Origin of the sequence: Rhodococcus sp. ENV425 (assembly GCF_002887785.1) — a bacterium.
Classification (GTDB): Bacteria; Actinomycetota; Actinomycetes; order Mycobacteriales; family Mycobacteriaceae; genus Rhodococcus; species Rhodococcus aetherivorans.
The window spans coordinates 1-12,442 of sequence record NZ_PCZU01000129.1; the positions used below are offsets into that span (position 1 = coordinate 1).

The window sequence follows — 12,442 nt, forward strand, 5'->3', positions numbered from 1 at the left end:
TGCGCAAGATGCGGCAGAATCTCGGCTGGGCCGTGGGCTACAACGTCGTCGCCCTGCCGATCGCCGCCGGCGTGTTCGAACCCGCCTTCGGGCTGGTGCTGCGCCCGGAGATCGCGGCGCTGTCGATGTCCGGCTCGAGCCTGATCGTCGCGGTCAACGCATTGATGCTCAAACGACTCGAGCTTCCCCACCAGATCGGCGCGGCCTCATCGGACGCGCAGGTGGTGGCCACGCAGCCCCGAGTCGGAGACGCGAGGCGATAGCGGCACTCGGGGAGATCACCCGCCCAGCAGCCCGCTGTCAGCAACAGACCCGAAGGAGGTTGTCATGCCCTCGACGATCCGAGTGGCCGTGACGGGGTACGGAGTCATCGGCAAACGAGTTGCCGATGCGGTCCGCGCCATGCCCGATATGCATCTCGTCGGAGTGGCCGATGTCGCCACCGACTGGCGGATCCGCACCGCCGCGGAACTGGGTATTCCGGTTTTTGCCGCCACCGAGGCCGCCCAGCAGGCGATGACTACCGCCGGCATTCCAGTGCTCGGCACCCTCTAAGACCTGGTCGGCCAGGTGGACGTCGTCGTGGACGCCACTCCGAAGAAGGTGGCAGCGGCGGCTCTGCCCCTCTACCGCCGGGCCGGGGTCAAAGTGATCCTCCAGGGCGGTGAAGCGCATGCCACCACCGGTCATTCCTTCGTCGCGCAGGCGAACTACGCCAGCGCCGTGGGCCGAGAGAGCACCCGGGTGGTCTCGTGCAACACCACCAGCATCGTGCGGGTCCTCGGGGCGTTGGATGCGGCGGATCTTCTGGCCAGCGCGCGGGGAACGCTGATCCGGCGCGCCACCGATCCCGGCGAGTCCCACCTCGGTGGGGTGATGAATACGATCGTTCCCGAGTCGTCCATCCCCTCACACCAGGGCCCGGACGCCCGAACCGTCCTGCCGAATCTCGATGTGGTGACCATGGCCGCCAAGGCGGCGCACACGCAAACCCACAACCACTACTGGAGCCTGCGACTGCGTCGGCGCAGCAGCCGCGACGAGATTCTCGCTGCCTTGCACGCTGTGCCGCGGATCGCCTTCGTCACCATGGCGGAGGGACTGGTGGCGTTGAACACCACCGTCGAACTGATGCGGGATCTCGGCAGGCCCCGGGGCGACATGTGGGAGGTTGCGGTGTGGGAGGACGTGGTGACCGTCGACGGAGACGAGGCCTACCTCACTTATCAGGTGTACAATGAAGCGATCGTCATACCGGAATCGATCGACGCGATCCGAGCGGTGACCGGTGCCGTCCCGGACGGCTCCGCCTCCATCGCAATCACCGATGAGGTCCTCGGAGTGCGTCGACAGTTCCTCTCTTCGTTGTCATCAGCGAAACCGCCCAGGTAAAGGCCTACGAGCCATCCGGGGCCCGACCCCGAGGTCCGCCGGTCCGACGTCGCCGCAGCCGGTGATGTCGGACCGTCGGCCTCTGCAAACCCGGAGCAGTGCCGACGGGTTTCCCCGGACAGTATCTGGGAATCGACTCGTGTCCGGCCGCACGCGACGGCCCTGTCCCGCTTCCGGAGTCGCGAGACCGTCGAATCCGGCGGAATCCGGGTGGCGCCAGGACGGCGACCGCGTTCTCGCGGCGCAGGACGGCCCACTGTACACGTTCTTCCTGCGGCGGTCGGCGCATCTCGAATACCCAATTTCGTTTCCGCCAAAGTGATCTGCGCGCCATCGCGGGTGGGACCCTCCGGCCGTTGGCGTGGTGTCCGCGCCGATCAAATACTATGCTGTTTAGTATTTGATCGACGTCCGACGGCGTCGCGATGACACAGAACGGATCCACGATGGGGAAGAGTTCCCGCAATCGCCGCGCCCACCGACAGGGGAAGGCATCTCCTCCCCGACCGGTGCAGAGGAAGAATCACTCGATCCCCGCGCAGACGGCGGCGGTGATGGTGCCTGCACCGAATCCGCTGTTCCGGCCCAGCAGTTCGTCAACCCTCCCCCCTCCGGTACCGCGCCGTTCCGCGGCCTCCACCGTCCCCACTGCGGCACCAGCCGCTACTGCAGTTCCTGTACGGACCGTGCCCCACCCGGCGGAACGGACGGCCGTTCCAGGGCCATCCCCGTCGGCCGCCCGCAGTTCGACCGGATGTGCTGGCGCGCTGGCCGAACTCGACCCTCAAGCCTTGGCCGTCACCTACTGGGCCGACATGGCCGGCACCACAGAGCCGAGTGATCTGGCTGTCAGATTCACCGGCGTGCGCACAGGCGGCCCCGACGCGCCACCCGAGGGCGACCGTTTCGACCGTATCGCTCATGCCACGGCCCTTCCTCCCGGCATCGGCTCGGTGGCGCTGACCACCCGGGTGCGCGCAGTCAACTCCGGTGCCTGGACGGTGACGGCTGCGCCTGTCGATCCGGTCAATCACCACCCCCGTCCGACTTTCCGCACGCAGATCCACGAAAGTACGCGGCTGCACGCTATCGCGTACGGCCCGGCCGTGCGGGTATGGGCATGGCCGATGCTCGTGGGGCTGGGCGCGGTGGTCGCGGTCACCGTCCAAAGCGTCCTCGTCGCCCGAGCACACGGCAATGTTGCGGGAACGATCGCACTGTCGCTCGTTGCCTGCCTGCTCGGCTTCGTGGGCGCGAAAGCCTGGTACCTGGCGCTGCACCGACGCCACCCTCGCACCTTTCGAACGGCAGGGGCATGTATCCAAGGCTTCTTGACCGTCGCGCTCGCGGTTACCGCCGCCGGGGCTCCGGTCACCGGACTGGGCGTCGGCACACTGTTGGACCTCACCGCACCGGCGGTGTTCCTCGGGATGGCAGTCGGCCGGCCCGGATGCTTCTTGACCGGCTGCTGTGCGGGACGGCCCACGACATCACGATGGGGCCTGTGGTCCTCGGACCGAGTACTGGCCCTGCGACGGGTACCGGTACAGCTGTTCGAAGCCGTCGCTGCGCTGGCGATCGGCGTGACCGCTGTGGTACTGGTGTCGGCGGTAGAAGCCTTTCCTGGTGCCGTTTTCGTCGCCGCAGCCGCCGCGTACACGTTGGTTCGGCAGTGGCTGTTCCCTTTCCGTGCCGATCCGCACACCCCCCGGGGGCGCCGGATCACCATGGCGCTGTGCGGGGTCGTACTCTTGGCCGATCTGCTTCTCATCGCGTTCGCCCAGTAGGCGACGCCCGGTAGCGCACACGAGATCGTCCGACGCCGACGGTGGTGCCCGGCATCACCGAACGAAAGCGACCCGCAGCAGACGATTATCACCGCCTCTGAGCAGAGCGGAAAGGATGCGCCGAACGGTAGGCACTGCAGGGCAGAGGGACCGCATCCACACCCGGCGACAACCCCTCAACCTCGGAATTACATGACCGCGGACAACCGCCCAACCCACGCCTGGCCCCACCGCTCTCGGGCGAAACAGACCGGCGTGTCATAGCGGGGACGGTCGAAGCGGATGCACCTGTCGAGGATCACCGTCAACATCTCGAAAATCGGACCCGACAAAGGCGTCGTCTGCACACAGCGACACCGCGGTAGTCCTACACCGCACCGCCCCCGCCACCCAGGTGGATGTCGATGTCCGACACCCCGGAGGGTGGCTGGGGTGTGGAGGACCAACTCTGCCCCACCGCCGATCGAGCAGGACCGACGCGCCGTGGACGAGACCGGTTACACCCTGCCACCGTCATGAGCTGACCGTCCGAGACCGACAGGCCGGGTACCTGCCTATCAGCGCGGGTACCCGGCCCGTCCGTTCCCTCGGACCGGTGTCCGCGGAACTGGCCCGCACCGTGGTCAGCGCAGGGTGTGGAGCGTTTCGTTGCTGACTGCGAAGGCGCGGTCGTAGTCGACGGCGGCGAGGGCCTCGACGGCTCCGACATAGGAGTGTTGCTGCCAGTCCCGGCCGTCCCGGCTGCGCCAGGCATAGCCGTTTCGATCAACACCCCACACCGCGCCCGGCGCGCCGGAAAGAAGCACCAGGGCCGGAGCATCGGGAACCGGGGTGAACGATCGTGCCGTGTCGGTGCTGTGCTGAACTCCCTCGCTGGTCACCGCCCAGACCTGACCGTCGACGACGGCCAGGTCCGCTGCGGCCAGTGTCGCCCCGCCCTTCCAGCTCGCTCCGCCGTCGGTGGAGATGCGCAGGCCCGAGGTGCCGTCGAACCCCACGACAGTGGCACCGTCGGCGGCCAGAGCATGAAAATCTACTTCTCCCTCCAGGGATCGGGGAACCCAGGTCAGCCCCGCGTCGGTGCTGCGGCGCAGTCCCAGGGGATTGGGCGCCGAGCTGGAGGGTCCGGGATGCCCGGAGGCGTAGAGCGTGTCGGTTCCCGCGGCTCCGGTCAACCCCATGAAGTCGTCGTCGGAAGCGCCCACGCGTTGGGTGCGACCGGTGGGATCGACCGCCATCAGGCCGTTATGCGTTCCGGCCAGGATCGTTCCGGTGGCATCGACATGCAAGCCGTGCACGTGGTCGAGTGCAGGGCTCAATTGCACGCTCGGAGCCGCCGACGCGGTCGGTGCGGGTGGAGCGGTCGGGGTGGACGAGCACCCGGCCAGGAAGGCGCCGACGGCAGCCAGCGCGGTCAGAACACGGACGATGCGGCGGTCAGGCACAGGAACGAACTTTCTTTGCAGAGGATCGGACAGGACTACAGGTGGTCGCCGGCCCCGCGTCGCCGGCGGTATGTGCGTGTTACCGACCGGCCGGTGCCGCCTCGGGGTGGGGGGAAGACGCCGCAGGGGTGAGATGCCCCGCTCGGTCGAGGGCGTACAGCGCTGCCACGCACAGGAGACCGATCGCGGTCAGCACCACCCACGTCAACGCGCCGAGTTGTAGTCTCTGAAACAGACCGTACACGGCTCCGGTTCCCAGGTTGCCGAGCAGAATTCCGACTCCGACCACGGTGTTGTAGAAGCCGTAGTGGGTGGCCACCAGTTTGCCGTCGGCCAGGGCGACGACGGTGTCCATTTCGAACGGGAACACCGCTGCGGTACCGACGGCCAGCACGGCCGCTGTCAGGATCAACGCCCCTGCGGCGAGCCAACTGCCTGTCGCGGTCGGATCGGAAGCGAGCACCAGGGGTACGAATGCCGTCGCCATGACGGCCATCCCCACGACGAGACTGCGTCCCGTACCCCACCGGCGGGAGAACCAGGCGGTGATACGCAGCTGTCCGACGATCGCCACCACCCCGGAGACGACGAACACCGCCGTCACCACCGCGGTGGGTGAGAGGCGCTCGCCGAGCAGCTCGGCCTGCAGCGGCAACGCCAGGTACACCTGGAAGGAAAGGACGTACGAGCCGACCATCGCGAGCGCGAACAGCACGAACGGTCGATTGGCCGTCACCCCCCGCCAGTCCTCGAGGACCGAGCGGACCGGACCGCTGCGCTGTGCTGTATGACGCGGCAACGCCCGGATCTGCACCACCGTGAGCACCCCGAACACCGCGGCCGCGGCCAGAGAGGTCACGCGGAAGTCCACGGCGGTCAATGCCAAACCGAGCAGCGGGCCGAGCAGGATGCCGGCCTGATAGAACACGTTGAAGACGGCGAACGCCTCGATCCGGCGAGGACCGGCGTCGGCGGCCAGATAGGCGCGTACGGCCGGATTGAACAGGGCGCCGGCGAAGCCGGTGGCCACCGAGGCGAGCAGGATGGCCGGAAGCGAGTCGACGACGGCCAGCAGCACGAACCCGGCGGTCCGCAGCAGGCAGCCCGCGACGATGAGGGGCTTGTAGCCCAGGCGATCGGCGAGGGTGCCACCGACCAAAAACATTCCCTGTTGGGAAAAGTTCCGTACCCCGAGCACCAGTCCGATCGCCCATGCAGCCAACCCCAGGGGGCCGGCCAGATAGCCGGCCAGATACGGCATGAGCATGTAGAAGCCGACATTAATGGAGAACTGGTTGACCATCAGCACCTGGCTGGGCCGGTCGAAACTACGGAACTGCCGCACGAGGGTGGTCACGGCCGCGCCTCCGTGGGATCGACGACGCCGGTGCAGCGAGTCCAGGACTGTACGACGCGGGCTGCCGGGTGGGCGATGGTGTGGGGTTCGGTGGGCGGATCGACGTCGAGCAGTCCATGGGCGGCACAGAATTCGTCGTTGTAGACGGTGTCGAAATACCGTTGCGGGCCGTCGGGGAAGACGGCAGCGATCCGGGTGTCGGGGCTGTTGGTGCGAGCGATCCAGCCGGCCGCCAACGCGACCGCCCCTACACTCCAGCCGCCGCTGGCGTGGTGCGTGGCCGCCAGGGTTCGACAGGACCAGACCGCTTCGTGCGGGGCGACCCAATGAACCTCGTCGAACGCGGAATAGTCCACGTTGTCGGGATAGATGCTCGAGCCCAGCCCCCGCATCAGGCGAGGCTGGGCGGGCTGACCGAAGATGGTCGAGCCGACGGTATCGACGCCGACCAGTTTCAACTCGGGGCAGAAGTTGCGTAGCACCCGTGCGATGCCGGCCGAGTGCCCACCGGTGCCCACCGAACACACCAGCACGTCGACACGGCCGAGCTGCGCGAGCAGCTCCAACGCGAGCGACTGATACGCATCGACGTTGTCGGGGTTGGTGTATTGGTCCGGGCACCAGGATCCGGGCTCTGCGGCGAGAAGTTCCCGGACTCGCTCCCGCCGGGCCTGCTGCCATCCCCCGCTCGGGTGCGGCTCGGTGACGACGTCGATGTCGGCGCCGTAGGCGGCGAGCATCCGATGGATGATCGGTTCCAGGCCGGGATCGGTGACGAGGGTGACCGGGTGGTGGTGGACGATGCCGGCCAGGGCCAGACCGAGGCCGAGGGTGCCACTGGTCGATTCCACGATGCGAGCGCCGGGGGCGAGATCTCCGCGGGCTTTGGCGCGTTCGACCATGTGCAGGGCGGGCCGGTCCTTCATCCCGCCGGGATTGCAGCCTTCGAGTTTCGCCCAGAAGCCGTGTCCGGGGCCGGCAAAGGGCTCTCCCACCCACAGCACGGGGGTGTTGCCGACCATGGTGTTCGGCTGGGGGCAGCGGGGTGCGGTGGTCAGCAGCTGGGCGGTGGACTGGGGAATGGGGGTGGTGAAAACGGCACTGTTCATAACGAGTCATCTCTGTGGGGCTGCCGAAGGCAGCGGTGAATAGCGGTCGGCCGGAACCGGGCCACGAGTAGACGTTCGTGACCCGCGCCGTGCCGATCAGCACCTGTGGATACAGATCTCGTTGAGCAGCGACCGCCCCGATCGGGCAGTGGGCGGGTGGGGAGGCGGAGCACGCGGGGCTGTGGGCGTCGAGCGGAAGCCCACCGCGACGGCCAGTACGGTTGCGGCGGCGAAGATCAGCGCCATCGGACGCAACGGGTTGTCCCCTCGGGGTGCCGCCACGGCGTACGCGTCGTGGTGAGGCAGTTCCCTCGATCCGTCGTCGATGTGGGCATGACCGGGGGTGGATTCCGCAGCCGGTGGCTGCATCGCCGAGGAGATGTGCACTTCGGCGGCGTGGTCGGCATGGGCGAGGACCAGACCGCATTGCGCCAGCGTGTGGCCCAGGAAGTAGAGGACCGCGAAGGCGGCGACAGTGCGCAGATGCACCGAACAGCTCCTCGAGGTCCTCACAACATCCCGACTGTAGCAGCGACTGCGCTCTAGCCGTCCCCCTGCGAAACGCAGACCCTGCCCCGGCCCTCCGATAAAGGAGTGAATAGAGGTGTGGGAGATGCAGTTGTGGGTTACCGTTGCGGCGTGTCGTCTTGACAGAACTGCGCAAAGCGCATCAATCGGACATCGCGTCGCGGGATGTGGGAGGGGTCACGATGGAGGGCACCACAGCGGGTTTCTCGACACGACGACGGCTGACGCAGTTCCTTCTGGGAGCCTCGACCGCGGGAGCGGCGCTCCCCTTCGTGGCTGCGCCGTCGGCATCGGCGGCTCCCGAGCCGCCCGTGCCGGTCGCGGCAGTGCTCGCGGATGCACTCACCGCCCGAACCGATGCAACTCGGCCAGGTGTGGAGGTCGTCGATCCCGGGTTGTGGCAGACCGTCGCCAACATCGCCGCCGCCGGTGTGCGCGAGGCCCGAGTCGACGGTTCGTTCGACGACACGGTCACTGCCTTGCAGTCCCTGGCCGGATGCGCGGCCCGGTGGAATGCGCAAAATCCCGGCGAGGGCAACGAGTTGCCGAGCGTATGCGCCGACCCACTGGCCGGACTCGGTCTGAGCATCGCACCTCGGCTGCTGGCCGCGCTGGCGCTGGAAGATGCCTCTCCCGCCGAGCCCCGTCCATCCGAGCACTACCGATCTCCGCACTCCGCTCCGACAGGGGAAGCAGGACCGAGGCCCGACACCGCCGACACCCCGGACGATGGGGCCGCCGAAGAACCCGACCCCGCCGGTACCAGCGAGCTCGACACCGCCGCAGAAGAACCCGACGCCCCTACGGACGGGAATTTCGAGCACGGAACAGAGTTCGACGGCAGTACCCCGAAGGCACCCACGACGCAACAAAGCCCCCCGCAGCAACCGCCCAGCTGGAAGCGGCCGGAGATGGCGCCGTTCGTCGCTCCCACCGCCGGCGCAATCACCTCCACATTCGGGGACGGACGCGGACACGGCGGTATCGACATCGCCAACACCATGGGCGCCCCGATCGTGGCGGTCGCCGACGGCGAGGTCATCAGTGCGGGACCGGCCCAGGGATTCGGCTTATGGGTCCGCATCCGCCACGACGACGGCACGGTGACCACCTACGGGCACAACAACACCAACCTGGTGACAGTGGGCCAACGGGTCAGAGCCGGGCAGAAGATCGCCACCGTCGGCAACCGGGGCGTTTCCACGGGCCCACATCTGCACTTCGAGGTGGAAGGTCCAGACGGTACCAGAACCGACCCGCTGCCGTGGCTGGCCGCACGCAGAGCAGCGATCGTCAGCGCGGCCTGATCGGCTCCTGGGCATGCGACTTGCTGCCGCGAGCGACCTTCGTTCGGGACGCCGACTCGGCACCGATGCCTCGCAGCGCGGGCGATTTCGAGGCAGGCGCTCTCGGTGCAGCTACATTTTCGCGACATCCGCGGGATCACTGATCGCCAGCGCTGACTGTCGTTCACCGCCGACCGACACGGTGACAGTGCACCATTCACCGACAGTGTGCCCGTTGTCGTCACCGCCCCGGCCCGCAGCAGGATCCCGACCGAGCCCATCGACGGCTGCGAGCCCTGGCCGACCAGCCGTGGTAGGGGCGCACCGCAAGCCGATCGGTGTCTCGGGCACTGTCGCATACGGCAAGGCGGGGTCCAGCACATCAGTGCGGCAGCAAGTCGTAGGAAGCCCGCAAAGGGGTGGCAAGTGGACGTGCGTAGCAGATCGTCAGCCGCCGGTAGCCGGTGAACCAGGCCAGCGTGCGTTCGATCTTCCACCGCTACGGGTCCGGCGCTCGCTGCTGTGGACGCACCTCGTCGGGCGATGCGCGGGACGAGGCTCGCAACCAGAGTCGGGGACGGGGGTAGTCGTAGTCCTTGCTCGCCGGCAGTCGTCCAGGGGTGCAGCGACGGGACCACAGCGCGAGCGCACTGCGGGGGTGGGGCACTCATCGGTTGCGGCCTGACGCTGTCCTGGGTGTTCGCCGAGGATCGCAGCGGACCAGTCCAGGTCTCCGACGGCGGCGAGGCGGTCCCGGCCCAGGCGGTGCAGTCCAGTGCAGATACACCGCATGCGGCATCACCGTGGCGCCGAGCATCGCCGTGGCGAGCAGGATCGACTCGGGTCCGTCGAATCGGGGCACCACCCGTCGGCCACCGCCACCTGCTGTTGCTCTACGCCACCGACAGCGACACCGCGGCCCTCGGCCGCCCGCGCGGGTCCGGCGGTGAGGCGACGACGCTGGTGACGAAACCGAACGCGAACATCAGCAACAGACCGCTGATCACACGCTCGGACCTACGCTGGCCGCGGGTGTCCTGCACCAGCAGCAAGACCAGCGACACCGCCCCAGCGAGCACCGCCCCGGTCAGCAGCGGCAGACCGAACAGCAGGTGCAGGACGATCGCACCGCCGATCACCTCGGCCAGATCCGTGGCCATCGCCACCAACTCCGCCTGTCCCAGTACGTCAGCCGCACCGATCGGGTATCCGCTCGCGCAGGGCCCCGGCCGCGACATGCCGGTGACCAGCCCGAGCTTGACCGACGGCTACCGCACAAGGGCGGCCACGGCATTGGCGGCGACGACCATCCACACCAACAGATTCCCGAACTGGGCGCCGGCACTGACGGCGGAGGCCACGTTTCCCGGATACACATAGGCGAGGGAGGAGACGAATGCCGGTCCCAACAGCGCCCACCGGCGCCACCGGCCCGTCCGCGTACTGGCTCAGGACCCTGGACCTCCTCGATCGGCTACCTCGAATTGAAATGTCAGCAGTCATGTAATTCCAGGTTGAGGGATGGCCGAAAAATTCACGTGGCGCCGGTGGCCCCTTCTGCCTCTGCACCAGATCGGACGCGGTGCCTACACTGCATGCCGGGTGGCTGGTGACCCGTGCGGGAGTCCCCATCGGAGGTGTCACCGTGCTCGCTTGACCACCTCGGCGTTCCGGCCCCTACTGGCGGACCCTGTTCCGAGCCCGGTCTCCGAGGCCGGCTCGTGCCCGCATTCCTCGTGCCCGCATTCCTCGTGCCCGCATTCCTCGTCCGCGCGCACGAGCCGGCCGAATGCCGCCTAGCTCTTGATACCGTGCCTGCCCCGAGTGGCCGCCGCGCCTAGTTAGTCTGCGGGCGGATTAGTCTGCGGGCGGATCCTGCACGTCGCGGCGAGGCGGGTCGAGTCGGTAGTGGAACTGCTCGGGCAGGTGGGTTTCGGCGTCGCGGCGGGCGGCCTCGGCCTCGAGCATCCGGGACGAACGGGCCCAGACCACCTTGAGCCAGTGGAAGGCGAGCACCAGGACCGCCGCCCAGCCCAGGAACAGTCCGGCGCCCGGGCCGGCGCCCCCGCCGCCCGGCTCGAGGGTCTGCCGTGACCACACCGCCAGCACTGCGAACACCACCGCCAGGGCGCAGCCCGCGGACGCAATCCAGGCCAGCACCCACCGTCGGGTCACCAGAGCGAGCATCGACACCACGATCCCGAACACCGCGGCCAGGGTCAGGAAGATCCGCGAGGGCAGGGTGATCGTCTCGGCCACGGCCTGCTCGGATCCGGCCAGCATCTGCCAGCCGTTGGCGTCGCCGCTGTGCGGCAGGGCGAACGAGAGGGTCAGCACCACCACGGCCGCGGCGACCACCACCGCCCGCATCCCGGGGTCGATCTCCGCGGCCGCCTGCCGTTCGGCGGCCGCCAGCTCCTGCCGGCGCTCAACCGGGTCGGGACCTGCGGTCGGCTCGTGCGACGGCTCGGTCATCGCGCCTCCTTCATCCGGTTCGGGATCCGACAGCGCCGGGGCCCGCCCGGTATCCCCGCCCCCGGTAGGCGAGGCGATACCGGGCAGGGGCGTCATCGCGGGTCGACGAACATCCGGGCCTGCGGTTCGTCCTGCCACACCTGCGAGACGACGGTGCAGTACGACCACGCCGTCGTCGACCAGCTGTCGAACGCCTCGGCCGTGCCCGCCCCGGCCGCGATCACCCCGGCCGCGGTGAGCACCGTGCGGTTGGCCAGGGCCGCGGCCGGGCTGCCGAGTTCGGCCACGGCCCCGGCCAGCAGCCCGGTCACCTCGAGCACCTCCCCCGGCACGGCGGGCGCGGAGTCGGTCGTCAACGGCGTCGGCGGCCGACGGCGCAGACCCGTCCGCAGATGCACCTCGATCTGCGCGAGGACCTGCTCGAGCGCACGCACATGGCGGCGCAGCTTGCCCGGACGGGTGATGTGCGCGCCGGTGATCGGCGGCAGCCGGTACAGCCGCTGCGGATCGGGCAGCCCGGCATGGGTGAGCACGAGCGGGGTCAGATCGCGGATCAACCACTCGGTCAGCAGCGCGGTGGCGCGGGTGGTCGCCGGCACGGCGACCACCGGGGGGTGGGGGTGCATCCTCGTCCTCCTTCGACGGCGGTGACGATCACCGGGTGGACGGATCGGTGGGCGCCTCGGGCGCGGACCCGGTCCGCGGTGCGGCGGGCAGCTCCTCGGCGTGCCGGTGTCCCGGTCCGACATGGGCTTCGGTGCGCAGTCGCGTCACCATGTGCGGGTAGTGCAGTTCGAACGCCGGGCGCTCGGAGCGGATCTGCGGCAGCTCGGTGAAATTGTGCCGCGGCGGCGGACAGCTCGTCGCCCACTCGAGGGAGTTGCCGTAACCCCACGGATCGTCCACGGTCACCACCTGCCCGTACCGGTAGCTCTTGAAGATGTTCCACACGAACGGCAGCACCGAGGCGCCGAGCACGAACGATCCGATCGTCGAGACGACGTTCAAGGTGGTGAACCCGTCGTCGGGCAGATAGTCGGCGTAGCGGCGCGGCATGCCCTCG

11 protein-coding genes and 2 pseudogenes are annotated in these 12,442 nt (G+C 68.6%); 5 read left to right on the plus strand and 8 right to left on the minus strand.

Annotated features, from left to right (window positions below; translation table 11 throughout):
* The 4 genes from CQZ88_RS10180 to CQZ88_RS10190 all read left to right on the plus strand — a co-directional run.
* A partial coding sequence (locus CQZ88_RS10180) for a hypothetical protein (protein ID WP_146034293.1) occupies nt 1–263 on the plus strand: 263 nt, incomplete at its 5' end.
* 64 nt (nt 264–327) lie between these two features.
* Nucleotides 328–555 carry a hypothetical protein gene (locus tag CQZ88_RS30785; RefSeq protein ID WP_258008534.1) on the plus strand — a complete coding sequence of 76 codons (228 nt, stop codon included), beginning with the start codon at nt 328–330 and terminating at the stop codon, nt 553–555.
* Between the two features lie 3 nt (nt 556–558).
* Nucleotides 559–1,392: a type II glyceraldehyde-3-phosphate dehydrogenase gene (locus CQZ88_RS10185; protein ID WP_308410798.1), complete on the plus strand. Its 834-nt coding sequence runs from the start codon at nt 559–561 to the stop codon at nt 1,390–1,392.
* A gap of 791 nt (nt 1,393–2,183) precedes the next feature.
* Nucleotides 2,184–3,179 carry a prolipoprotein diacylglyceryl transferase gene (locus CQZ88_RS10190; protein ID WP_258008536.1) on the plus strand — a complete coding sequence of 332 codons (996 nt, stop codon included), beginning with the start codon at nt 2,184–2,186 and terminating at the stop codon, nt 3,177–3,179.
* A gap of 623 nt (nt 3,180–3,802) precedes the next feature.
* Here the strand turns inward: CQZ88_RS10190 and CQZ88_RS10195 are convergent.
* The 4 genes from CQZ88_RS10195 to CQZ88_RS10210 all read right to left on the minus strand — a co-directional run bounded on the left by CQZ88_RS10195 (nt 3,803) and on the right by CQZ88_RS10210 (nt 7,579).
* Entirely contained in the window at nt 3,803–4,624 is an 822-nt protein-coding gene (locus tag CQZ88_RS10195; RefSeq protein WP_102799685.1) for a F510_1955 family glycosylhydrolase, read from the minus strand.
* Between the two features lie 79 nt (nt 4,625–4,703).
* Nucleotides 4,704–5,981 carry an MFS transporter gene (locus CQZ88_RS10200; protein ID WP_102799686.1) on the minus strand — a complete coding sequence of 426 codons (1,278 nt, stop codon included), beginning with the start codon at nt 5,979–5,981 and terminating at the stop codon, nt 4,704–4,706.
* Nucleotides 5,978–7,090: a PLP-dependent cysteine synthase family protein gene (locus CQZ88_RS10205; protein ID WP_102799687.1), complete on the minus strand. Its 1,113-nt coding sequence runs from the start codon at nt 7,088–7,090 to the stop codon at nt 5,978–5,980. Before CQZ88_RS10205 ends, CQZ88_RS10200 begins: the two co-directional genes overlap by 4 nt.
* A 96-nt stretch (nt 7,091–7,186) precedes the next feature.
* A complete protein-coding gene (locus CQZ88_RS10210; protein ID WP_258008537.1) occupies nt 7,187–7,579 on the minus strand; it encodes a hypothetical protein in 393 nt (130 codons plus the stop codon).
* A 413-nt stretch (nt 7,580–7,992) separates the two neighbouring features.
* Here CQZ88_RS10210 and CQZ88_RS10215 point away from each other — a divergent pair, with 413 nt between their 5' ends.
* On the plus strand, nt 7,993–8,925 hold the full coding sequence (locus CQZ88_RS10215; RefSeq protein ID WP_258008538.1) for a M23 family metallopeptidase: 933 nt from the start codon (nt 7,993–7,995) through the stop codon (nt 8,923–8,925).
* 715 nt (nt 8,926–9,640) lie between these two features.
* Here CQZ88_RS10215 and CQZ88_RS10220 read toward each other — a convergent pair.
* The 4 genes and pseudogenes from CQZ88_RS10220 to CQZ88_RS10235 form a co-directional block, all read right to left on the minus strand.
* Nucleotides 9,641–10,316, minus strand: a pseudogene (locus CQZ88_RS10220) (Nramp family divalent metal transporter); the annotation flags it as partial.
* 445 nt (nt 10,317–10,761) lie between these two features.
* Nucleotides 10,762–11,379, minus strand: a complete 618-nt coding sequence (locus CQZ88_RS10225; protein WP_102799689.1) for a hypothetical protein — start codon at nt 11,377–11,379, stop codon at nt 10,762–10,764.
* Nucleotides 11,380–11,471: 92 nt separating this feature from the next.
* Nucleotides 11,472–12,005: a hypothetical protein gene (locus CQZ88_RS10230; protein WP_102799690.1), complete on the minus strand. Its 534-nt coding sequence runs from the start codon at nt 12,003–12,005 to the stop codon at nt 11,472–11,474.
* Nucleotides 12,006–12,033: 28 nt separating this feature from the next.
* Nucleotides 12,034–12,442 (minus strand): annotated as a pseudogene (locus tag CQZ88_RS10235) (cytochrome ubiquinol oxidase subunit I); the annotation flags it as partial.